At 52.5% G+C, this 23,140-nt stretch carries 17 protein-coding genes and 1 other annotated feature; of the genes, 12 read left to right on the forward strand and 5 right to left on the reverse strand.

Going from position 1 to position 23,140, the window contains the following annotated elements; genetic code table 11:
• Positions 1-25: 25 nt before the first annotated feature.
• From LKH74_RS11025 to LKH74_RS11040, 4 genes are all read left to right on the forward strand, one after another.
• Positions 26-940, forward strand: coding sequence for a prenyltransferase (locus LKH74_RS11025; RefSeq protein WP_287789024.1), 915 nt, complete (start codon positions 26-28; stop codon positions 938-940).
• 290 nt (positions 941-1,230) lie between these two features.
• Entirely contained in the window at positions 1,231-1,719 is a 489-nt protein-coding gene (locus LKH74_RS11030) for a hypothetical protein (protein ID WP_287789026.1), read from the forward strand.
• A complete protein-coding gene (locus LKH74_RS11035; protein WP_287789027.1) occupies positions 1,716-2,174 on the forward strand; it encodes a hypothetical protein in 459 nt (152 codons plus the stop codon). Before LKH74_RS11030 ends, LKH74_RS11035 begins: the two co-directional genes overlap by 4 nt.
• Before the next feature lie 19 nt (positions 2,175-2,193).
• Positions 2,194-2,580: a hypothetical protein gene (locus tag LKH74_RS11040; protein WP_287789028.1), complete on the forward strand. Its 387-nt coding sequence runs from the start codon at positions 2,194-2,196 to the stop codon at positions 2,578-2,580.
• 175 nt (positions 2,581-2,755) lie between these two features.
• Here LKH74_RS11040 and LKH74_RS11045 read toward each other — a convergent pair whose 3' ends face one another.
• Both LKH74_RS11045 and LKH74_RS11050 read right to left on the reverse strand, forming a co-directional pair.
• On the reverse strand, positions 2,756-4,066 hold the full coding sequence (locus LKH74_RS11045; protein WP_135367766.1) for an NCS2 family permease: 1,311 nt from the start codon (positions 4,064-4,066) through the stop codon (positions 2,756-2,758).
• Positions 4,067-4,361: 295 nt separating this feature from the next.
• Positions 4,362-5,345 carry an aldo/keto reductase gene (locus tag LKH74_RS11050; protein WP_287789030.1) on the reverse strand — a complete coding sequence of 328 codons (984 nt, stop codon included), beginning with the start codon at positions 5,343-5,345 and terminating at the stop codon, positions 4,362-4,364.
• Positions 5,346-5,494: 149 nt separating this feature from the next.
• On the opposite strand from LKH74_RS11050, the gene LKH74_RS11055 reads away from it, so the two are divergent.
• The 3 genes from LKH74_RS11055 to LKH74_RS11065 all read left to right on the forward strand — a co-directional run bounded on the left by LKH74_RS11055 (position 5,495) and on the right by LKH74_RS11065 (position 7,933).
• The gene (locus tag LKH74_RS11055; protein WP_287789031.1) at positions 5,495-6,097 is read left to right on the forward strand and encodes an NAD(P)-binding oxidoreductase; all 603 of its coding nucleotides are present in this window, start codon (positions 5,495-5,497) and stop codon (positions 6,095-6,097) included.
• Between the two features lie 86 nt (positions 6,098-6,183).
• Positions 6,184-6,555 (forward strand): hypothetical protein, encoded by a 372-nt coding sequence (locus LKH74_RS11060; protein ID WP_135367763.1) that lies wholly within the window; start codon positions 6,184-6,186, stop codon positions 6,553-6,555.
• A gap of 349 nt (positions 6,556-6,904) precedes the next feature.
• On the forward strand, positions 6,905-7,933 hold the full coding sequence (locus LKH74_RS11065; RefSeq protein WP_287789032.1) for a polysaccharide deacetylase family protein: 1,029 nt from the start codon (positions 6,905-6,907) through the stop codon (positions 7,931-7,933).
• 63 nt (positions 7,934-7,996) lie between these two features.
• Here LKH74_RS11065 and LKH74_RS11070 read toward each other — a convergent pair whose 3' ends face one another.
• Entirely contained in the window at positions 7,997-9,139 is a 1,143-nt protein-coding gene (locus LKH74_RS11070) for an ArgE/DapE family deacylase (RefSeq protein WP_287789034.1), read from the reverse strand.
• Between the two features lie 182 nt (positions 9,140-9,321).
• On the opposite strand from LKH74_RS11070, the gene LKH74_RS11075 reads away from it, so the two are divergent.
• Both LKH74_RS11075 and addA read left to right on the forward strand, forming a co-directional pair.
• Positions 9,322-12,927, forward strand: a complete 3,606-nt coding sequence (locus LKH74_RS11075; RefSeq protein WP_287789035.1) for a PD-(D/E)XK nuclease family protein — start codon at positions 9,322-9,324, stop codon at positions 12,925-12,927.
• The gene (addA, locus tag LKH74_RS11080; RefSeq protein ID WP_287789036.1) at positions 12,911-16,699 is read left to right on the forward strand and encodes a helicase-exonuclease AddAB subunit AddA; all 3,789 of its coding nucleotides are present in this window, start codon (positions 12,911-12,913) and stop codon (positions 16,697-16,699) included. The genes LKH74_RS11075 and addA overlap by 17 nt, the downstream gene beginning before the upstream one ends.
• A 51-nt stretch (positions 16,700-16,750) precedes the next feature.
• Here the strand turns inward: addA and LKH74_RS11085 are convergent, their stop codons facing one another.
• Complete coding sequence (locus LKH74_RS11085) at positions 16,751-16,942, reverse strand: hypothetical protein (RefSeq protein ID WP_287789037.1); 192 nt, start codon at positions 16,940-16,942, stop codon at positions 16,751-16,753.
• 63 nt (positions 16,943-17,005) lie between these two features.
• Positions 17,006-18,175 carry a thiolase family protein gene (locus LKH74_RS11090; protein ID WP_287789039.1) on the reverse strand — a complete coding sequence of 390 codons (1,170 nt, stop codon included), beginning with the start codon at positions 18,173-18,175 and terminating at the stop codon, positions 17,006-17,008.
• Positions 18,176-18,330: 155 nt separating this feature from the next.
• Here LKH74_RS11090 and LKH74_RS11095 point away from each other — a divergent pair, with 155 nt between their 5' ends.
• The 3 genes from LKH74_RS11095 to hdcA all read left to right on the forward strand — a co-directional run bounded on the left by LKH74_RS11095 (position 18,331) and on the right by hdcA (position 23,057).
• Positions 18,331-19,293 (forward strand): hypothetical protein, encoded by a 963-nt coding sequence (locus LKH74_RS11095; RefSeq protein ID WP_287789040.1) that lies wholly within the window; start codon positions 18,331-18,333, stop codon positions 19,291-19,293.
• Positions 19,294-19,776: 483 nt separating this feature from the next.
• Positions 19,777-21,054, forward strand: a complete 1,278-nt coding sequence (gene hisS, locus LKH74_RS11100) for a histidine--tRNA ligase (protein WP_287789041.1) — start codon at positions 19,777-19,779, stop codon at positions 21,052-21,054.
• A 148-nt stretch (positions 21,055-21,202) separates the two neighbouring features.
• Positions 21,203-21,437 (forward strand) — a binding site (T-box leader).
• Positions 21,438-22,121: 684 nt separating this feature from the next.
• On the forward strand, positions 22,122-23,057 hold the full coding sequence (gene hdcA, locus LKH74_RS11105; protein WP_287789043.1) for a histidine decarboxylase, pyruvoyl type: 936 nt from the start codon (positions 22,122-22,124) through the stop codon (positions 23,055-23,057).
• The last annotated feature ends 83 nt before the right edge of the window (positions 23,058-23,140 follow it).

Consider the following 23,140-nt stretch of genomic DNA (forward strand, 5'->3'; position numbering starts at 1 on the left):
TAAAACTTTTAGGGGAGTGATTTAAATGTCACGATGGTTAACGTGGCCCGTGTTCTACGAATTGACGGAGATCTACACGGCGCCACTCAATGTGATGTGGTTCATCTTGGGGGCAGCGATTGCCCAATACTATGCGGGAACGGTGAATTGGGTCAACGTCGGCTTGTGTCTGCTGGTCGTCTTCATCTTCGATTTGGCCGTCAATGTGGCGGATAATTATTATGATTATCGCCACGCCCACGATCGGACGGGGTACGCGCAACAGATCAATCCAATCGGCCGGCTTGCGTTGCCAGAAAGCGGGGTCGCGCAACTGGCGTGGGGATTGTATGCCCTGGCCGCCGTGCCGGGCGTCGTTTTGGTCTTACGGACCGGCTGGCCGGTGGCGGTGTTTGGTGCCGTCGGCTATCTGATTGGTATCTTTTACACGGCGGGGCCGCGACCCATCAACGCGACGCCGGTTTCAGCTATTGTGGTCGCCTTAGCGATTGCCTTTTTGATCCAGCTGACCTGTGTCTACGTGTCCATTTACGGAGAACGGCCGCTGACTTGGTCGATGGTGGGGGTGACCTTTTTGTTGTGCCTACCACTCACGCTGATTTTCTTTACGCTCCAGCTGGCCAATGATACGGCCGACCGGGCAGAAGACATTGCAAATCACCGCTACACGCTGGCGTACTACCTGGGCCAACCGGGTGCCGTGCGGCTGATCCAAGTGGTCGTGGTGGCGGGGAGTCTGTGGCCCTTGGTCAACGTGGCGCTGGGGATTGCGCCGGTTTGGACGGCGTTAGCAGTGCTGTTATTGCCCGTGATGTGGCGGGGGATGCAGCCCTTCTTTGCCGTGCAAGACAAGCGTCGGACCTTCATGACGATGGTCAAGAGTGCCGCGCTATTTTTCGTGGCCTACCCGCTGTTGTTTGCGCTGGGGACCTGGTTGTAGTGGGCGGGTTAACCCGGGTTATTTTTGAAATCGACTGATAGGTAATGTTCAGGGCGTAAACCGATACACTGACATCAATGCTAAATCCCCTCTTTTGCAAGCGTAGAAAAATACGGTATCGTAGGAGTGTGCCTGGTGGCGGTGAATCTTGAGCAAACGACTATGCCTGCAAAAAAAGATAATCAATATTTCGCCGTTAGGTAGCAACAGGTGGTAACAGTTAGGAAAATAACCTGGGTTAACCCGGGTTATAAAATGTGGTCTACGGTATTTCCAGGGGAGGAAATCAAGTGACAAAACATGTACGGGATTACTTGCTGCAACAACTCAATGATGGACTGATCTTGCTAGTCTTCTGCAACAGTGTGACGCTGGGGCAGCTGCGACTAAGTGCGTGGTACTATCAGTGGGGGTCGTCGCTACTGTTTTTCGGCTATCTACTCGTGATATTGGGGTTGTTGGTCGTAGGACTTTGGCGTCCGCGACCAGATGCCCGTGAGTTTACCTGGGCGCAGGCGGACCACTGGCTGTATCTAGCCAATGAACCCCAAGGTGATTTTAGAGGCCTGAATTGGACGAAGGGAATCTGGTGCGGCGCCATCATTTTTAATTTGTTGGTCTTTCAATTCGGCGCGACACTGGGCTGGTCGACCGGCCAACAGCTAGTCGTGAAGTTAACGGTGGCCGTCGCCGTTGGGGGACTCGTGCTGGGAATCATTGGCCTTTGGGCGGTGCGTTGGTGGCAGCATCACGCACGATTGCGAGGTGGTCAGGCATGACCAAGCAACGACACGATTACTGGCAGTTATTTTTCGGCGACATCTTTCAGCTCGTCATCACGGGACAACTGGCCCTGTCATTGTTGGACTGGGATGACCTTTGGCCGTGGCGGATCACGGTTCTGGGGACGCTATTCGTCGTGCTGGTTGGTTTAGTGCTCAGCAGCGCCTGGTATCGCTACCGGGGCAGTGTGCACAGTCAGCCGATTGCGACGACCACGCATTGGCTGTATTTGTTAAATGAACGTGACGCTAATCCGACCCGTAACTGGTTGACCTGGTCGCGGGGCGTGCTATTGGGATTGGTGGTGTTGATGGCCGGCGTGAGTCTACTAAATGGCGTCGTCGCGCTACCGCCCACGGCAGTGCTCTTTTTAGGGCTGGACAGCCTGGTATTTATCGGCGGAATTCTGGCATTCAATGTCTTACGCTGGGGGCTTCAACGCCGGCAGTAATTTCGGAGGAGGTGGCAATATGCCCAAACGCGGCTGGGTACTGACGACTGGACTAGTGGGCAATCTAGCAGCGATTTTTACGGACTTGACGTTGGCCGGACCGTGGTGGTTGCGCTTTACATACCTAGGCATCTTCTTGCTACTAGTTAACGCCAGTTTGATTTTTTGGACCCATCACCGTCGCGAGTTATGGCACGGTCATCTCCATTCTGGCAGAGAATTGGCCTACGTGATCGTTCTAGATCTGGTTTATCTGTTCTGGGATGTCGGGCCCGCCGTCCATGGTGGGTTGGCCGTCTTGTGGCAGGTGGCTAATGTCGTGAACTATCTGACGCTGGCCTTGGCTGGACTGATGGTCGGGCAAGGGTTGACGAGAATCTGGCACAGTCGCCGACTTCCTCATTAAAAAATCGCGTGACCCATTGTGACAGGTCACGCGATTTTTTAATGAGGTGGACAAAGTTCCTAGCTGCAAAATCAGTTCGTTTGATTGGGGGGGAGCCATCGGTAAACGCCTTGGTTCTTAAGTAACGTGCAAAAAACCCGTCATTCAGGCTAGACGCCCCAATGACGGGTTTGGTTTAATCAGCGTTTAAGATCCATAGGAACAAGACGAAGACGACGGCTAACCCGTACATCATGGCGCCGACTTCCTTACCACGCTTGGCCGCAATCATGGTCAGTGGGTAGGTGATGAAGCCCAGCGCGATTCCGTCAGAGATGCTGTAAGTCAACGGCATGCCCAAGACGATCAGGAAGGCTGGCGCGGCCACTTCGAATTTTTCCCAATGAATGTTCTTCAGGGATTGGGCCATCAGCACACCCACGATAATCAAGGCTGGGGCGGTGACTTGGTTGGTCACGACCGCGAGCAGTGGGGAGAAGAAGGCCCCGAAGATGAAGAGAATCCCGGTGACGATGGCGGTAAACCCGCTTCGGCCACCAACGGCGATTCCGGCAGAGGATTCCACGAAGGCCCCCATCGGCGACGTCCCTAACAGGGAACCGACCACCATGGTACTGGAGTCAGCCATCAGGGCCTTACCGATCCGGGGTAGCTTGTTGTTCTTGACTAATCCGGCTTGTTCGGCCAGGCCAACCAAGGTCCCGGTGGTGTCAAAGAAGGTAACCAGCAAGAAGGTCAAGACGACCACGACCAGCTGTAAGGAGTTGATGCTCGACACGTGGGTCAACCCGACCATAAAGGTGGAGCTGATGCTTGGGACACCGGAAATCAATTGCTTGGGCATGGCGATCAGCCCCGTCGCAAGTCCCAAAATGGAGTTGGCGACCATCCCGATGAAGATGGCTCCGGGAACGCGGGCACTCATCAAGACTAACGTCACGATCAGGCCGAAGATGGTCAGCCACGTGCTACCGACCTGCAGGGAGCCCAGCGTCACGACTGTGGACTTGTCGGCGACGATTAAGCCACCTTGACTCAACCCAATAAAGGCGATGAACAGGCCAATCCCGGCACTGATGGCCATTTTCAGATCACGCGGGATGGCGTCGACCACCTTTTCCCGTAGCTTGAAGGCCGTCAAGATCATGAACAGGATGGACGCCACGAAGACGCCAGCCAGCGCCGTTTCCCACGGCACCTTCATCCCAATGACCACGGAGTAGGCGAAGAAGGCGTTGATCCCTAGACTCGCGGAGATGGCGATCGGGTAGTTGGCGAGGATCCCCATCAGCATGCACCCGAAGGCCGAGGCAAAGGCTGTCGCGGTGAACACGGCGCCCTGGCTGATGCCGGAAGCCCCCAGCACTTGCGGGTTTACGAACAAGATGTAGGCCATGGAAACGAAGGTCGTTAAGCCGGCCAGCGTTTCTTTCTTGTAGTTCGTGCCCAGTTCTTCAAAATGAAAAAAGTCAGCGATTCTTTGCATGAATGATTGCTCCTTTAGGCAAATTTATGTAAAATCCGAACGTTTAACGGTATCGTTCGTGTTTTTATTCTTAATCAATCCTTATAGAGCTTATCATGTTACTGATTGAAATGCAATCACGAATTATAAATTATTTTATAATTGGTTAGTTCGTGGACTGCTGGCACGCAAAAAAAGAGCCGGGGAGAATTCCCAGACTCTTGGGTGATGAACAGTTAGCTAGTTGAAACGGGTGTCCGCAGGCAGTCAGCCTTGATGCTCGCCGACTAAGTGCCTGCGGTCTCCCTCTTGGAACTTAATCCGGATCCGCCAGGGACTTGCCGCTAGTGATGGTCTTGAAGCCGGAAAAAGCCGTGTCGATCGTTTGATATTCCGCGTCGCTGAGGGTCACGTCCAAAGCTTGGGCGTTGGCCTCGACTTGAGCGGCGCGCTTGGCACCGGGGATGACGACGCTGACCAATGGATCTTGCATGTACCAGGCCAAGACGGTTTGGGCCACCGTGGCTTGGTGCGCGTCGGCAATCGGCCGAATGGCGTCGATGGCCTTGAGGGCCTGGCTGTAACGGGGTTCTTGGAAATCGCTGATTTGGCTGCGAATATCGTCAGCCGGGAAGGTGACGTCTTGGTCGTATTTCCCGGTCAACAGGCCAGAAGCCAGTGGGAAGTACGGCACAAAGCTGATTTGATGGTCCTTGAGGTACGGCATCAGGTCGGCTTCATGGTCGCGGTGCAGCAGGCTAAATTCGTCTTCGACCACGTCCACGTACCCGTCGGCGTTGGCTTCCTTGACCTGGTCTAGGCTGAAGTTGGACAGGCCAATTGCACGGATCTTGCCTTGTTCGCGCAAGCGCTGTAGGGCACCGACCGCTTCGGCCTTGGGCGTTTGCTTGTCAGGGAAGTGAATGTAGTAGATGTCCAGGTAGTCCGTGTTGAGGCGTTTCAGACTATCTTCGACTTGGGCGGTCAAAAATTTCGGATCGTTATTGATGACCTGTTCGCCGCTCGAAAAGTCCTGGGCGCCCTTGGTTGCCAGCGCAAAGCTGTGGCGGTCAAAGTCGTGCATGGCTTGGCCGACCAATTCTTCGGAGTGGCCCAGGCCGTAAACGTAGGCGGTATCGAGTAATTTGATACCATTGTTCAGCCCGGCCTTGACCAGGTTCAAGCCGTCTTCATCTTTTAAATTGGGGAAGAGGTTGTAGCCGCCGACCGCGTTAGTCCCGAGACCGAGTGGCGTGGCCTGCACATCAGTTTTACCAATCGTAACTTGTTTGTGTGTCATACAGTGACCCTCCTAATGAAGTTGTGAAACCGGATTCAAATACATTTCCTATTATAACGGATTTTTCCAGGCGTGAAAAATAACTTGGTCCGGTGTTAGCCAGCGCCACTTTCTGGTACACTGGAAGGCAAGGAAAAGGAGCGGTGAAAATGACAACTTACTTAATCGTGGGCGCAACGACCCTCGGGCAACTGGTCGCCCAACAATTGGCCAGCCAGGCCGACGCCACGGTGCGGGTGCTGTGTGGCCCTAAAGACACGGTGGCGCCTGCATTGGCCCAGCAGGTCACGGTGTTGAACGGTGATTTGACCCAGGAGGCCACTTACGGCCCGGCCTTGCAAGACCAACCCGTGGTCTTCTCGGCGTTGAGCGGCATGGACGTGGACCTGGCATTTGAGGCACTGTTTGACGCCCAATACCACCAGCGTCTGACGTTGACGCGTTTTGTCATGTTGAGTACGGCGGGCGTCGACCAAGAGGTGACCGGCGACCTGGTCTACCCAGAGATCACCGACGTCAAGGAGTACCTGAATCAGCAGCGTTATGCTGCCAAATTAGTGGACGAGGCGGAATTTCCGTATACCATCTTGCGGCCGGTGACGTTAAGCGATGAGGCAAACCGGGCGCCACAGATCATCAAGGAAGGCGCGGCCGTCCCCGCGGGTACTGTTCCACGTGAAACAGTGGCCCAGGTTGCCGTTAAGCTGATGACGGTTGGCGGCGCGGACTACCAGTCGCTAGCCATTTGCTAAAACAAATTAAGTTTGCCAAAAAACTGGTAAATTCTATCGTGGCCTGCGAGAATGTTTGTTAAAATAAGGACAGTGGGGTGAAAGCAGTGGCAATTAATATTGATCAAGACCAATTAGAAGCGATTCGTGCGCGCATGGACGAAGCTAATCAGCGCGCCCACTTCGTTATTTTTAAGTCCGTGGAACGGGCGACTGGTAAAGTCCTGCGCCTCATCACGGACATTGAAAGTTTCCGAACGATTCAAGAACAGCATCAAGATGATTCCGACATGACCATCGTGCAAGACATCGTGCCCATCACGCCCACGTTAGCGCGCTGGGCAGTCGCTGAAAACCTGGCGGCCCAACAGCAAGGCGATAGCGCGACCATCTTGGCCGACCTGGAGCATTACACGAATGCGGTGCTACAAGAAAATCATCAAACCATTAATCCTCCCGAGGATGACGAAGACGACTAGCGCGAGTTGGTCGCCTTTTTGTTAGGAATCTGGGACAAAACTGCCCAGACTCTTCGCGTCACCTTTACATAGCTGAAACGTGCGCCAAGAAACAGCCGGTTCCGCTCTCTTTTGTTAGGGACGGGGCGGTTATATTACCAGTGGTTTGACCAATTCGCTCACGAAAGATTAATGGCACACAGCATTTAAGCAGGCGATTAAAACGGTAATAAAGTCAGCAAGTGTCGGTTACCAAACTAACCGGCACCTTTTTTGTGACATTTTGGTATCAACGCCCTACGCCCCGGGCAAAACTGGTAAGATAGAGGTAAATAAGAGAGAAACAATCTTTTTTTGGAGGAGGGAGATCATGAACAGGTATTGTCAATTGCTTTTGGGGACAGTTTTCGCTGCACTAGCACTGGGCTGGGGATCCGCGCCAGTCGGGGCCCCAGCAAAGGCAAAACCCACCACGACGATCAAAATGGTGACGTATGGTCAGCTGACCAAACACAATACCCATCGGCTGGCGGCCGTCCGCGAGGCGGCGCGCCAAGCCATTTTACAGACTACTAAGGCCAAGAGTAGCCGCGTGCCGGCTGTCTATCAGGTGAAATTGCCCACACATATGACCAAGAAAGCGGGCTTGGCGAAGCAGGGGCTGCGGATGCCACTGTTGAAGAATAGCTTTAAGCTGACCCACGTGACGGTGCCCTACAGCGCGTTAACGGGCAAGATCGTCAATCAGTACTTACCAAAGGCCAATCGTACCCAGAAGGTGAATACCAAGAAGATGGTGGCTTTGACCTTTGACGATGGTCCGGACAAGACCCTGACGCCGCGCCTGTTGAAGACGTTGAAGAAGGCCCACGTGCACGCCACGTTCTTTGAGGTGGGGCAGAGTGTCAAACGCTATCCGAAGATTGCCCGCGCCGTTTTGGCAAATGGCAATGAGTTAGCGAACCATTCCTGGAATCACCCGAACTTTGGCAGCATTGGGACTAAGAAGACGGCCCAACAGGTCATGCGGACCAACCAGGCCATTTATCAGGCCACGAAGACCTTGCCACAATACGTTCGGCCACCATACGGCAGCATTACCGCCGCGGAAGGTCGCAAGATCCAGCAACCGATCATTCGGTGGTCGGTGGATTCACGCGACTGGGCTTACCTAAACGCTCAAAAGGATATTAAGGAAGTCATGAAAGACACGCGTGGAGGCGACATCATTTTGATGCATGATGTTCACAAGCAATCCGTCGCCGCGGTACCAACCATTATCAAACGACTGAAGGCCAAAGGCTACAAATTAGTCACGGTCAGCGAATTACTGAACAATCAGGCGTTGCCCGGGTTGCAGTACTTTGGCGCGCACGATTCGCGCATTGTCGGTAAATAAAAAAACGATTAGTTTCACGTGGAACATTTTCCCGTGAGACTAATCGTTTTTTATTCAGCTAGCTTAAGCCAGCAGTTGCTTGACCAGCTGTTCGTAAACGTGTTGGACGTGGTGGAACTCGTCCAGGTCAACGGATTCGTTGAGTGAGTGGGCGTCGTACCATTTGCCGGCCCCGTAAACGATGACGGGGAAGGCGTTGGCGGACTTGGTGAATTCCGATGCGTCGGTGGCGCCATGGATCACTTGCAGGTCGATGGGGTGGCCGAATTCGGCGTCAGCGATGGCTTTGGTGGTCTTGACGAGTGGCGAATCCTGCGCGCTGATGATGGGTTTGAAACTGTAGTCCACGTGTAGCGTCAGGTCCACGCCGTCTTCTTGGTTGAGACGATCGACAGTCTCGTTGAGTCGCTGAATGACCGCGGCGTTGTCGAATTCCGGAATCGGCCGGATGTTACCTTGGAGTTCGGCCTTGGCGGGGATGCTGTTGACCTGTTCGCCACCGTTGAAGACCGTCACGCTGTGGACCAGCGGCCCGAGTTCGGGGCTGACCGGTGCATCGTCAAATTCGGTGGCTTCGGCGGTCACGTATTTAATTAAATTCGTAATGGCGTTGACGCCTTTTTCAGGCATGGAGCTGTGGGCGCCGACCCCGCGTGAATAAACGTGGTAGTTCAGTGAGCCGTTGTGCGCATAAACCAGGTTGCCGCCGGTCGGTTCCCCAATGACCATGCCGGACAGATCATCAGCATAGCCTTGTTCGGTCAACATCCGGGAGCCCATGGCGCCGTTTTCTTCGCCGACGGTCCCGATGAAGCGCAGGCGGCCGTTGAGCTTAACGTGGGCATCGGCCAGGTCGATGAAGGTGATCAGCATGCCGGCGAGCCCGCTCTTCATGTCCGCTGCCCCCCGACCGTACAGGGCATTGTCGGCGATGTGGGCGCTAAACGGGTCGAACTGCCAGTCGGCCAAATCGCCGGTGGCCACGGTGTCCAAGTGACCGGCCAACGCAAAGACGTTGTCGCTGGTGGGGTCCCCGATTTCAGCCACCACGTTGCTACGGCCCGGAGCGTACGGAATCAGCTTGGCGGAAATGCCGTGTTCGGCAAAGAGCTGCTGAATATAGGTCGCGACGGCTTCCTCGTTGCCGTTGACGGAATTAATGCTGACTAAGTCTTGTAAAATCTGCACTGCTGCACTATCTTTCATAAACTACCCACTCGCTTTCTCACCATTTTTTAATATTATAATTCAGTGTAGCACGCTTTCAGAAAAATGGCCCGTAAAGTTGTCCATTATCACGAAATCTACGGCAAACATTTGTTCGCTTTTACTGCTGGATATGCTAGAATATAATCAACTAAGACGACTACGAAATTGGAGGATGGCTGATGAGTTTACAATTTATTTTGGGCAGCGCCGGACAGGATCACCGGACGCCCATGGTCACGGCCCTCGCGCAACAGGTGAGCGACCAGCCCGCTGATCAGGGCTACTATTTGGTGCCGAACCATATCAAGTTTGAAACAGAAGTCGACGTCTTGGCCGCGTTAAAGGCCCAGTTGGCGCCGGACCAGCCGCTGTTTGCTCAGACGCAGGTCCAGGTCTTTTCATTTACCCGGTTAGCCTGGTTTTTCATGAAAAATGAACCGGTCTATCAGTTGCCACGGATCTCCACGGCGGGGCTCAACATGTTGATCTATCAGATCATCCAAAGCCATGCCGACGAGCTGACCATTTTCCGGGGGGAAGTGGACCGGCCCGGCTTTGTCAGTCAGTTGACGACCCAGCTGGCCGAATTCAAGGTCGGCCAAGTCACGGCCGCGGATCTGATGAGTGCCATCGACCAGCTGCCCAGCACCAACGCCGATCTGCAGGCCAAGCTGCACGATCTGATGATCATCTATGACGCCTTTGAAACCCAGATGGTGGGCAAATACATTGAAAACACCGACCTGCTGAATCAGCTGGCCGATTATTTGACCCAACGCGTCGACCTCAGCCACGCGCATTTTTACTTAGAGGGCTTCTCCCAGCTGAGTGCCCAGGAACGCCAGCTGGTTGCCGTTTTGATTCAACAGGCGGCTAGCGTGACGGTGGCCTTGAACCTGGATAAGGCCTACCCGCAAGATTTGCCCGATCCGACCAACCTGTTCTTTCAATCAGCCAAGACCTACCACCAATTGTACGCGGTGGCGCAGGCCAACCACGTGCGGGTATTGGTCGACGGTCGGGCTAAATCCGCGCGGGTGTCGGCGGACCTCCAGGCACTCGATGACTACTGGCAAGCCAGCAACACGCTGACGCCCTTACCGGCCCACGCCGCCACAACGCCGCAAAATATTCAGATCGTCCAGGCCGACAACCGCTACGTCGAGGTCTCGCGCGTGGCGACGCAGATTCGTCAGCTAGTGGCGACCGGCAAGTACCGGTACCAAGACTTCTTAGTGTTGGCCCGGCATTTGGACGCCTATCAAACCGTGATCGCGCCCATTTTTCAGGCACAGGCTATCCCGTATTTTGACGACGCCGATGTGCAAATGGCTGATCACCCCTTTGTTGAGTTGCTCAACGCCCTGTTTGACGTGCAGCGCAAGAATTACCGCTACGCCGACGTCTTTCGGGTCTTGAAATCCGAACTGCTCCTGCCCAAACAAGAAAACGGCCAACCGATGGCGCTACCAGCCTATCGGCAAGCCTTGGCGCTGACCGAAAACCTGGTCTTAAAGAATGGCTACGAGGGCCAACACCGCTGGACGCAAGAAGCCGACTGGGTCTTCAACCGCTTTGCCGATGGGGATGGCGGGGTACAGACCACTAAGGACCAGCAAACGACCGCGCAGATCAACGTGATCCGGCATTTTGTCAAACAGACCCTGCCGCCGTTTTTTGCCCACCTCAAGCAGGCCAAGACCTATACTGAGGCCGTCGCCGTGCTTTACCAATTCTTGGCCAATGCCGGTGTTGCCGACCGCTTGATGGCTTGGCGGGACCAAGCCATTGATGCCGGAGACCTGGTCAAAGCGGGGCAGCCCGAACAGACCTGGGGGACCTTCTGCCAAATCTTAGACGAGTTCCACACGATCTTAGGGGACACATCCTTCGACCAGGCCGACTTTCAGGCGCTCCTGCAGGCTGGTTTTGCGGGTGCCAAGTTCAACCAGATTCCTTCGACACTGGATCAGGTCACGATTTCTGAAAGTGGGATCGTGCAGGCCAACAACCGCAAGATCACCTTCCTGATGGGGGCCACGGCCGACGCCATGCCGGATGATCAGGTCCCGACCACGCTACTAGCGGACAATGACCGCCAGGACCTGAGCGAACAGCTCCAGCAGGTCGATGAAAATAGCTACCTGCGCGACGATGCCGCCACCCAATTGGCCGGTGAACCCTACTTGAACTACCTAGCCTTTTTGAGTGGCAGCGAGCAGCTGATCTTCAGTTACCCGGTCACCAGCGATGCGGACCACAACGGCCTGCAGATCTCGCCGTACGTGGCGCGGATTCGGGACTATTTCCAGCTACCGACCCAGATTGCGGCGGCCACACCGCAGGCCGAAGACGACGACATTCTGCCGTTCATCGGTACGCGGCGGACGACCCTGCGCCACTTGGTCCAGGCTGGTCACGACAGCCAGTTACGCGAAAAGCCGCTGTCGAATGCCTGGTTGTACGTGTTGCATCTGTTGCGCGCGGACCCCAATTACGGGGAGCTGACGACCAAGTTACTGGGTAGTCTCAGCTACCGCAACGTCCCGACGCCGCTGACGCCAGACATTGTGACTCAGCTGTACGGCAATAAGATCAACACCTCCATTTCTAAGCTGGAGGAATACTACGCCAACCCGTACGCTTACTATCTCAAATACGGCTTGAAACTGCAGGAACGCGACGTGTTTGAGCTGTCCCCGGCCAGCACCGGGGAGTTCTTCCACGCGACCTTAGACGGGCTGATGAAGCTGGTGAACCGCCAGCATCTCGATTTAGCCGAGATGGATGACCAGCAACTGCGCGAAATGACGGACGAGGTGATTGCCAAGATCCTCGACACGACGGCCAATCCGCAGTTTGCCATCCTGGAGAGCTCGCACCGGATGACTTACATTCGGGGGCAATTGATCAAGACCATGCGGCGAATGGCGTCGACCCTACAGGAACAAAGCAAGCGCACCAAGTTTCGGCCCAAGCGCACCGAGGTGCAGTTTGGGCTGGGTGATGAACACGGCTTGGCGGCGCTGTCCTTTGACGTGGGCAACCAGCGCCAGGTCACGGTCCGCGGACGAATCGACCGACTGGATGCCATGCAGGTCAACGACAAGACCTACTTGGGGATCGTGGATTACAAGAGTTCGGAGCACAAGTTCAGCTACCAAGACGCTTACTACGGCCAGGCCATGCAAATGCTGACGTACCTGGATGCCGTGCAAAAAAACATGCCGGAACTCTTGGACAACGTGACAGCCAAAGATGCCGAACTGGCGGGGGCCGTCTACCTGCATTTGCAAAATCCAATTTTAAAGGCGGCCGACGTGTTGGGCACGGACCTGGGGGATGCCTTACTGAAGGCCGAACAGTACCAAGGCCTCTTGTTGGATGACCCGGATCTGTTGACGAACTTGGATACGCTGTTTGCCGACCCGGACTTCACCGGTAGTTCCTTGCTGTTCCGCGGCTTGCGGAAGACCAAGAAGGGCATCAGTTCATACGGCAAGTTGCTGGTGAACCCCGCCGAGTTGAAATTACTACTGGCGCACACGGAACGGCTGATCAAGCGCGCAGCCACGGAAATTTTCGATGGTCACGTGGATCTGGCGCCGTACCGCCAACAGAGTCGCACGGCCCTGCAATACTCGCCGTACAAGTCGATCATGCAGTTTGACCCGTTACTCAAGGAAAATAACTACCGCGATCTCGCGTCGTTGAAGAAGGCCGACGTCATGGCCAAAATCAAGGCAGAACAAGGACAGGAGGGCCCCGATGAGCACGAAATTTAACTATACCAAAAGCCAACACCAAGCCATTTTCCAGACGGGCAACAACCTGTTGGTCTCCGCTTCGGCCGGTTCCGGGAAGACCCGGGTGCTGGTCCAACGGGTGATCGAACACCTCAAGGCGGGGATGGGGATCGACCACATTCTGATCGTAACCTTCACCAAGGCCGCCGCAGCGGAAATGCGCGACCGTATTCAAACCGAGATGCGCAAGGAACTAGCGGCCAATCAAGGCAACAGCGAGCAGCAACAATTTTATCTCCGGCAACTCAACCAGCTGCCGGTCGCTGATATCAGTACGCTAGATGCCTTTTGTCTGCGCATTCTGCAGCATTACTACTACGTCATCGACCAGGATCCGGTCTTTCGGTTGCTGGCGGACGAAACGGAAAACGCATTGCTGCGTGACGAGGTCTGGGCCGACCTGCGGGAACAACTCTATGCCGATGATGACTCGGGGCTATTTGCGCGGCTGACTGAGAACTTCTCGGGAGACCGGAACGATCAGGGGTTGGCCGACTTGGTCCAACAGACCTATACGTTTGCCAACGCAACACCGGATCCCGCGGCCTGGCTAGCGGCCTTGCCCCAACCTTACCAGTTGGACAGCGACCACCTGACCGGCACGACCTTTTATCAGCAACGGGTCAAGCCGCTATTTACCGAGCAACTGCAACAGGTCAAAGCCGACCTGACCAGTGCCCGCCAGCTCGCCGTTCAGGCCAACCTGACCAAGCAACAGGACCACTTGGAACCGCTGCTCGGCCAGTTGCAAGAGATTCAAGATCTGGTCGATGGCGATAGCTGGAACGCGTTGCGCGCGGCGATTCAAAACTTTGCCTGGGGACGGATGCCGGCCATTCGCAAGAATAATGAAGACTATCCCATTTATAACGAGCTCAAGACCACGTACTATGACCCGGCCCGTAAGCAGTTAGCGGCATTACAGACATCTTACTTGCTGCAAACGGAAGAGCAGGCCCTAACGACCATCGCCAAGTCCGGGGAACTGGTCGGCGAATTGGCCCGGGTCGTGACGGCCTTTCGAGACGCCTACCGCCAGGAAAAGCAGCGGCGGCACGTTTTGGACTTTGCCGACATTGAACATGCAGCGCTGGAGATCTTGACCAGTGACACTGACCAATCCCGGCAGGTGGCGGCGCAGTTGCGCGACCAATATCAAGAGATCATGGTCGATGAGTACCAGGATACCAACGGCTTACAAGAGGCCATCTTAACGGCCATCGCCCGGCCGGCGCCCCACGGAAACCTGTTTATGGTGGGCGACGTCAAGCAGTCGATTTATCGGTTCCGGCAGGCCGACCCGACCCTGTTCATGGACAAGACCGACCGTTACGCCACGGACAGTGACGATGGGCAGCTGATCGTCTTGGCCGAAAATTTCCGTTCGATGCGCAACGTGGATGACTTTACCAATTTGATCTTTAAACAGCTGATGGACCGGGAATTGGGTGAGATCGCCTATACCGGGTCGGCCCAGTTGAAATATGGCGCCACCTACTACGATGACCAGGCACCCGATGTGACCAGTACGGCCGAGTTGTTGGTCTATTTGACCGAAGGGGATGAGGCCGCAGCCACGGATGGCGAGCCGGTCGACGCCACTTTTCAGGTGGACAACAAGCATCAAGGCGAAGTCCTATTGGTGGGGAAGAAGATTCAGGAATTGGTGGGCGCCAAGACGCCATTTTATGACCGCGATGAAAAAAAGGTGCGGCCAATCTCGTACGGTGACATCACCCTGTTGACGCCGACGCGAACCAATAACCTGATCATCACCGATGAGTTGCGACGGCTGGGGATTCCGGTCGTGGTCAACGATGCGCAAAATTACTTCAAGACCACCGAGATTCAGATCATGATGGCGCTGTTAAAGATCATCGACAACCCGTATCAGGATATCCCGTTGGCGGCGGTCCTCCGCTCGCCTATCGTCGGCCTGAATGAAAATGAGCTCGCCCAATTACGGATCAATCAGAAGACCGGCGACTACTACCAGGCCCTGTTGCACTATCAGCGGACCTTTACGGCCACGACAGCCAGTGATTTTCAGCTGAATGTGTACAACAAGATCAGCCACTTCTTGGAACAACTCCAGACCTTCCGTGACGTGGCTCAGCAAAATGAACTCGTGACGTTGATCTGGCGAATCTACCAGGACACGGGTTTCTTGGACTACGTCGGGGGGATGCCGGCCGGCGAACAGCGTCAGGCCAACTTGCACGCGCTGTATGAACGGGCGCAGAGCTACGAAAAGAGCAGTTTCAAGGGTCTCTTCCAATTCGTGCGCTTCGTCGAACGACTCCAGGAACGCGAAGCTGACTTGGCTGGAGCACCCGTCCAATCGGCAACGGATGCCGTGTCGGTCATGACGATCCACGGCAGTAAGGGGTTGGAATTCCCCGTCGTCTTCATCATGGATGCCTCACGCGAATTCAACAAGCAAGACCAACAGGGCAATTACGTCATGAGTGGTCGCCGTGGTATCGGCATTGACTACCTGGATCCCGACAGTCGGGTCAAAACGCCGAGCCTGCAGAAGCTGGTCACTGCCCAAGCCATTTCGCGGGCCAGCCTCGCCGAGGAAATGCGGAAGCTGTACGTGGCCTTGACCCGAGCCGAATCACGCCTGTACATCGTGGGGTCCCATAAGACGCAAGCCGAGGCCATCACCGCCTGGGAACAGGCCTATCAGAGTCCTGACTTGGTCTTAAACGCCACCTTGCGGGAAAAGAGCAAGGTCGCCAATTACTTAGATTGGATCGGCATGTGTCTGGTCAGAGACGGCAAATTCCCCGACGACCTGCGGCAGGGAACGGCGACGTTCTCCGGCTTGGCCGGCGACCCCGCTAACTTCCAGGTGACCTTTGCGACGGCTAATGAGCTGGCCCCGGCTGCGGACGTGAACGCGGCCGCCGTCGATTGGTTGAAGACCAACAGTGAATCCGCCGCGCAGGTCTCGCCGGGTGCAGTCAACGGCGAGCAGTTGCAGCACATCATGGACTTCCGCTACCCGCACCAGGCGGCGACCGTGACCACGGCCTACCAATCCGTCTCGGAGGCTAAGCGCCTGTTTGAAGACCCCGATAACGCCACGATTGGCGAGTACCAAGCCAGCGCCGCAGGGCAAACGGGCCATCGGTTTGTGACGCATGACTTTGCCCGCCCGGAATTTCTCCAAACGGTGCGCGAACCGTTGCCTACCGAAATTGGAAGCGCCACGCATTTGGTCTTACAAAAACTCGACGTGAGCGTCGCGCCAACTGCGGCAAGTGTTCAAGCCGTGATTGACCAATTGGTGGCCGATCAGGTGCTGACCACAGAAGTCGCGCAACGCATCCAACCGGAAGCCATTCTGCGATTCTATGCCAGTGAGTTGGGCCAGCAGATCTTGGCGGCACCGGACGAGTTACACCGGGAAGTGCCATTTTCACTGTTGATGCCGGCGCGCAGCCTGTTCCGTGATTTTAAGGAGGCCGATTCGCAGGTGCTGGTCCACGGGATCGTGGATGGGTATTTGGAAACACCGACCGGGGTGATCTTGTTTGACTACAAGACTGACCACGTCAACCTGGCGGCCAAGGCACAAAGCGCAGCCAAGTTGCTCGACAGGTATGGCGGGCAGGTGAATTTGTACGCCGCGGCCTTGACCCAGATGACGGGCAAGCCGATTGTCGGCCAGTACCTCTACTTGTTAGCGAGTGGGGACCTGCTGGCAGTACCGAAAAAGCAGATTCAAAATTTACCAGAATAACGCAAAAACGAGGACGAATCGCCGCCATGACGATTCGTCCTCGTTTTTAGATTATTGATGAATTAAGAAAAGCGAAACTAAGATAAAGACCTGAACGACCATGACGGCCAGCACCCCGGTGAAGTATCGGGTGTAGTGGCGGTCATGGTGGAACAGCCAGCCGATGATGCTAGCGAGGACGATTAGGCCGACGACCAACATGAGGATCAGTTTTAACTTAACATCGAAGTCTGTGGTTAACATCGCGTGCGCCCCTTATCGTGAAGTGTTATCGCTATTATACCAGAAATGTGGGGGACGCCGCGCCTAATCACGTTCGATGGTCAGAGCAATGCCCATACCGCCGCCGATACACATGGCAGCCAGTCCCCGGTGCAAATCGGTGCGCAGCAGTTCGTGAAGCAAGGTGACCACGATGCGGGTGCCCGATGCGCCCAGGGGATGGCCCAGGGCGATACTGCCACCATTGACGTTGAGCTTGTCGGCGGGGATGGCGAGGTCGCGGGCGATGGCGACGGACTGCGCGGCGAAGGCTTCATTGATCTCGAAACGGTCAATGTCGTTCACCGTTAGCCCGGCTTGCCCCAAGGCGCCCTGAATGGCCGTGACCGGCGCATAACCCATCACGGCGGGGTCGATGCCCACTTCTTGGTAGCTACGCAACGTGGCTAGGTAAGGGATGTGGGCCGCTTGAGCTGCCGACTTGCGCATGAGGACCATGGCGGCCGCCCCGTCGTTTAGCCCCGCCGCGTTACCGGCCGTGACCGTGCCGTTGGCCTTGAATGCCGGCTTTAATTTGGCCAATTGGTCTAGTGAGGTGGTTGACCGCACGGCTTCATCGGCCGTCACGGTGGTCTCGCCAACGGTCACGGGAACAATTTCTGCCGCAAACCGGTCCGTTGCTTGGGCATGGGTGGCGTTTTGTTGGGAACGCAGGGCAAAGGCGTCCTGTTCGGCGCGCGACACGTGGTATTTGGCGGCCACGTTTTCCGCGGTAATGCCCATGGCCTCGCCGCCAAAGGCATCGGTCAGTCCATCGTTGGCCAAACTATCGACCAGCGTGGTGTGCCCCAATTTTTGTCCCCAGCGAATATCGTTGTTTAAGAAGGGGGCGTTGCTCATGCTCTCGGTGCCGCCCACCAGCACGGCGTCGGCGTCGCCCATGAGAATGGCGCTTTGGCCCAGGCGGATGGCCTTGAGGCTCGACCCGCAGACCTGATTGATGGTCATCGCGGTACTGGTGACCGGAAGACCGGCGTTGAGCTCGATTTGGCGCGCCACGTTTTGGCCCAAACCAGCTTGCAAGACCGTGCCAAAAATTGTTTGTTGAATCGCGGTTGGCGCAAGGCCACTCCGCTTTACGGCAGCCTGGGCTGCGATGGTGCCCAGTTCAACGGCCGATAACCCGCGCAAACTCCGCCCGAATTTGCCAATGGGGGTCCGCACCGCACTTACAATTACAACTTCATCTGCCATGGTGATACTCCTTTTCGATAGTCTCCGAACCTCAAATATAACCGACTTTGCCGGATTTGTCTTGAATTTTAGACTGAAATTAGGCGGATTTGCTTTTTCTTAAGGAATTTCTCTATAATAGACGGTGAACACTTCAAGATAGGGGAATGAAAGTAATGGAACAATCAGATTCAACTGCCCAATCGTTGACGCCGGCAGAATTCCTGACGCCGCAACGATTGGCTTCATTATCGGCTAATCAGCAAAAATACGCTGCCGACATTTTGGCGGACGTTTTGCACGTTCGGGAAACGGTCAATATGGCTCAGGGAGATTGGACGCCGCAACAGGTGGCCGCAACCTTGGCCGCCTTGCCAACGATGGTTGATCAGCCGCACCTGTATTTTGTGGCGGTTGTTCCGGTGCTGACGGCCTATTTCAAGGCCCAGCAGCTCCCTAACCTCGCCGCGTTGACGGCTGCGTTGAAGACGGCGCGGCCGACGCTGGTCGAAAAACACGCGGATGCGGCTAGCGAACAAACGGCCTATGAGGGCGTCGTTGCCCAGGTTGAGCAGTGGGTCCAAGCCATGACCGACCAAGCTGACGTGGCCAATTTGTCGCAACAAGATTTGCAAAACTTCGTGACCATTGTGCACACGACCGCGGAGCTCATGATCACTGGCAAGGGCAAGCAGCCCCAGGACTGGGATGCGGCCACGTTGAGCGAAATCATGTTCGGACCGTTCACCCACTTGCTGGATGAGGCCGACCGAGTGCCGGCACTGTTTAATTTGGTCCCCTTTGCCCTGACCACCTTGTTCGAATACCTGGACACGCAACGAGCCTTGCCAGCGGCCGCCGACCTGGAGAAGTGGGTCAGTGAACACCACACCGCGTTGGTCACCATGTACGATCCCAAGTTGGAGAGCTTTTTCGAAGACTTGACCAAGGCCATGCAAGCGGAAAACGTCGACACCACTGATACCAAGGCCGTCGATGCCTTCACGCAAGCCTACCTGCGGGCGCACCCCACGACCAGTCGGGAACTCTTCACGACCGACCGACAGCTCACGCACAAAAAGCACATCAAACAGATCAAGTACAGCCAAAAGAAGCGGCGGAAACGACGCCGGAAATAATTAATGATGGGATAATTGAAACAAGCTAAATATATGGTACACTGAAGACGGTTGAAAGTTATTTTGATGTTTATACTTGACAGATTAGAAAACAGCGTTAGAATCTAACTAATATCTCATAAGCTGAGATTGGAAATAAGAATGCCTGAATTTTGACAGAGACCACCGGTTGCTGAAATGGTGGAATAGGTGTTTACACCTCCATGAGCTTATATTTTGAATTTTAGTAGAAATATACGGTTGGGACTCGTTATTGTTCTTGAGTTTGATGTTTGAACTCTCTGAGGTAGTTGTTGTGAAGCAACTACGAGTTAGAGGTGGAACCGCGATATTCGCCCTCCTAAGGTATTTAGTTACCTTAGGAGTTTTTTATTACTTGGAGGTATTTGTGTATGGAAAGTCTTTTACGGTGTCAACACTGGCATTACGGATACATTAAATAAATCATAAGTCAAAAATAAAAAATAAAGGTGGTAGTTTTATATGTCATTTCAAAAACCAAAAGGAACTGTTGACATTTTACCTAGCGAAGTAAAAACTTGGCAAAAAATTGAAGGTACAGCTCGCAGAGTGTTTTCACAATATGGTTATCAAGGAATTCGCACACCAATGTTTGAGTCGTACGATGTTTTTGTACGTAGTGTTGGTGATACTTCCGATATTGTCACTAAGGAAATGTATGACTTTGAAGATAAAGGCGGCCGGCGTATTACGTTACGTCCAGAAGGAACTGCTGGGGTGGTTCGGGCTTATAACGAAAATAAATTATATGGGCCAGAATTTCCAAAGCCATATAAGGTTTATTACATGGGACCTATGTTTAGGTATGAACGTCCACAATCTGGACGTCAACGTGAATTCCACCAAATTGGTGTGGAAGCTTTGAACAGTGAGAGTCCACAAGTGGACGTTGAAGTTATTGACATGGCGTTGAACCTATTTAAAAATTATGGTGTAAGTAATGTTAAATTGGTTATTAACTCATTGGGTAATGATGCAACACGAGATAGCTATCGCCAAGCATTAATTGATTACCTGAAGCCTTTTTATGAAAAGTTGAGTCCAGATTCTCAAGAGAGATTGTATAAGAATCCTCTTCGAGTTTTAGACAGTAAAGATGAAACAGATCAAAAGATTGTTGAAAAGGCACCATCGATTCTCGATTATTTAGATGACTATTCTAGTAAATATTTTGAGGATGTTAAGAGATTGTTGGATGAGTTAGGGATTAAGTATGAAGTTGACAGTTCTATGGTCCGCGGGCTGGATTACTACACACACACTATTTTTGAAATCATGTCTGATTCAAAAGCCTTCGGTGGAAAATACACCACTGTTTGTGCAGGTGGTAGATACAATGGCCTTATGAAAGAATTAGGCGGTCCTGAAGGCGGCGGTATTGGCTTTGGTTTAGGTGTTGAACGTCTGATTTTGCTGATGCAACAGGAAAATCCGGACTTTTCAGATGAGACAGGACTAGATGTATTTATTACGTCAGCTGATGACAAAGGTAATGATTTAGCATTTAAGCTTATGCACGACTTACGGATGCAAGGACTCAAAGTAGATAAAGATTATGAAGGAGTCAAATTATCTACACAGATTAAAGAAGCAAACCGGCAGAATGCTAAATATTACATTGTGTTAGGTAGTAATGAAGTTCAAAGTGGTAAGGTAACAGTTAATAAGTTTGATAGTGATGAAGAGATTAATACAAGTATTGATGAATTGAAGTCGAATGCGGTACAGCTTCTAAAGTGATACGTCTGTCTGAAGCAGATTAATCTCGCAGTTGGTGGTCAAAATGGAAGTAATTTGAAAGTGCATAAGATAGCCTATGAAAAGGCTTACCTTTTTCGTTGACAAATGAATTTAGTGTGCTATGATGTATAGTATAAAAGTTGATATTAAGACTGCGATGAACGGCATGAGTAGTTACAACGTAATCCTTAGAGACCTGTTAGTGGTGAAAGACAGGAAGTTGAAACGAACACAGCTGTGAGCTTATGTTTCGAAAAGTCAAGCTGACTTAGTAGAGGCATACGGATTAATTCCGTTAACATTTTGAGTTTTTAACTCACTGAGGTATTAGTTGTGAGACTAGTGCAAATAGAGGTGGAACCGCGAATTACATCGTCCTCCCGATACGCTTAAAGCGTGTTGGGAGGTTTTTGTTTTAATTTAGGAGAATGATTATGAAATCTTTGTCTGAACTAATAAGATTACAATCTACTAATATGACGGTCGATTTAATTAGCATGAGAAAATTGGTTTGTTGCTTAAAGTTCTTGGAGCCTGAGTGATACATTAAATTTGTTCTCAAATGTTGATCAAATTCTAGCTATTTGTATGTAACGTATCTGAATATCTCTTGAAAAATGTTTGATTCGTCAATCTGTTTGAAATTTAATATTTTGAATGTCTAATTACTTTTTCTCATTTTTCCTAGCTGGAGAATTAAGTAAATGAAAACATTTTCATGTAAATCGGTTGTCCCACTGATCTATATTGAAATGATTTCAAACAACATTTGCCAGGAAGTGCTAGCGAGTAGTGACGGTGTTTTTAAGAGAAAAATCGGATTTTGATTTGCTGAGAAAAGTATTGACTTGGCCCAAGATTATAAAAGGGATCAGTGTATCCATAGCACTGGTCTCTTTTTTTTCGTTTTTTAATGAAAATGAGACCATTTTAATTATCCCTGAAGAAAGTCAGGGTATTAACTTTCAGCGGCTATTGACATGACTTTGTAGGTTTGTTAACTTGAGTACGTACAAAAGGAAAGCGCTTCCTCTTCTGTTACATACAAATAGCTAGGAGGTAACATCATGGCAGATTTAGATGTTAAATTAAACAAACTTGGGATCGACAGAATTTCTATCAATACCTACAAGCAATATTCACGTGGTTATATGGAGCCAGGTAATATTGGTAATGGGTATGTTGCAGGGCTTAAAGTTGACGCCGGTGTTCGGGACAAGACCGACGATGACGTGCTTGATGGAATTGTTTCATATGATCGTGCTGAAACGAAGAATGCATATATTGGTCAAATTAACATGACCACTGCTTCTAGTTTCACGGGTCCTCAAGGCCATGTTATTGGTTATGATTTGTTAAAGAACCCTGAAGTAGACACTGCAAAGCCATTGTTTACTGAAAAACAATGGGATGGTAGTGAATTACCTATTTATGATGCAAAGCCATTGCAAGACTCATTGGTTGAATACTTTGGTATGAACAATGAACGTCGTCACTATCCAGCACCAGGTAGTTTTATTGTTTGTGCTAACAAAGGTGTTACGGCAGAACGTCCAAAGAATGATGCTGAAATGAAGCCAGGTCAAGGCTATGGCGTTTGGTCCGCTATTGCTATTTCTTTTGCAAAGGATCCTACTAAAGACTCCAACATGTTTATTGAAGATGCTGGTGTTTGGGAAACTCCAAACGAAGATGAATTAATTGCATTTTTGGATACTCGTCGTAAGGCAATTGCTAAATCAATTGCTGAATGTGGTGAAGATGCTAATACTGCATTCAAGGGTTCATGGATTGGTTTTGCACACACAATGATGAAGCCAGGCCAAATTGGTAATGCCATTACAGTTGCACCATACATTTCTATGCCTGTCGACTCAATTCCTGGTGGTTCTATCTTAACTCCTGATAAGGATATGGAAATTATGGAACAATTATCCTTACCAGAATGGTTAGAAAAGATGAACTACAAGTCACTTGTTAAGGAACACAACGTTAAGTACTAAATTCATGTTCTTATAACAGTGAGTAATAAGAAAAGATAGAGAGGCTAAATTTAGCCTCTCATATCTTTTTATGCAGGAAGGAA

Source organism: Levilactobacillus sp. (assembly GCF_022646225.1).
GTDB classification, from domain to species: domain Bacteria; phylum Bacillota; class Bacilli; order Lactobacillales; family Lactobacillaceae; genus Levilactobacillus; species Levilactobacillus suantsaiihabitans.

What these genes read in the sequence shown, in the direction of transcription:
- LKH74_RS11025 (WP_287789024.1), top strand. Translation starts at nt 26, where the DNA reads ATGTCACGATGGTTAACGTGGCCCGTGTTCTACGAATTGACGGAGATC.
- LKH74_RS11035 (WP_287789027.1), top strand. Translation starts at nt 1,716, where the DNA reads ATGACCAAGCAACGACACGATTACTGGCAGTTATTTTTCGGCGACATC.
- LKH74_RS11040 (WP_287789028.1), top strand. Translation starts at nt 2,194, where the DNA reads ATGCCCAAACGCGGCTGGGTACTGACGACTGGACTAGTGGGCAATCTA.
- LKH74_RS11045 (WP_135367766.1), bottom strand. Translation starts at nt 4,066, where the DNA reads ATGCAAAGAATCGCTGACTTTTTTCATTTTGAAGAACTGGGCACGAAC.
- LKH74_RS11050 (WP_287789030.1), bottom strand. Translation starts at nt 5,345, where the DNA reads ATGACACACAAACAAGTTACGATTGGTAAAACTGATGTGCAGGCCACG.
- LKH74_RS11055 (WP_287789031.1), top strand. Translation starts at nt 5,495, where the DNA reads ATGACAACTTACTTAATCGTGGGCGCAACGACCCTCGGGCAACTGGTC.
- LKH74_RS11065 (WP_287789032.1), top strand. Translation starts at nt 6,905, where the DNA reads ATGAACAGGTATTGTCAATTGCTTTTGGGGACAGTTTTCGCTGCACTA.
- LKH74_RS11070 (WP_287789034.1), bottom strand. Translation starts at nt 9,139, where the DNA reads ATGAAAGATAGTGCAGCAGTGCAGATTTTACAAGACTTAGTCAGCATT.
- LKH74_RS11075 (WP_287789035.1), top strand. Translation starts at nt 9,322, where the DNA reads ATGAGTTTACAATTTATTTTGGGCAGCGCCGGACAGGATCACCGGACG.
- addA (WP_287789036.1), top strand. Translation starts at nt 12,911, where the DNA reads ATGAGCACGAAATTTAACTATACCAAAAGCCAACACCAAGCCATTTTC.
- LKH74_RS11085 (WP_287789037.1), bottom strand. Translation starts at nt 16,942, where the DNA reads ATGTTAACCACAGACTTCGATGTTAAGTTAAAACTGATCCTCATGTTG.
- LKH74_RS11090 (WP_287789039.1), bottom strand. Translation starts at nt 18,175, where the DNA reads ATGGCAGATGAAGTTGTAATTGTAAGTGCGGTGCGGACCCCCATTGGC.
- LKH74_RS11095 (WP_287789040.1), top strand. Translation starts at nt 18,331, where the DNA reads ATGGAACAATCAGATTCAACTGCCCAATCGTTGACGCCGGCAGAATTC.
- hisS (WP_287789041.1), top strand. Translation starts at nt 19,777, where the DNA reads ATGTCATTTCAAAAACCAAAAGGAACTGTTGACATTTTACCTAGCGAA.
- hdcA (WP_287789043.1), top strand. Translation starts at nt 22,122, where the DNA reads ATGGCAGATTTAGATGTTAAATTAAACAAACTTGGGATCGACAGAATT.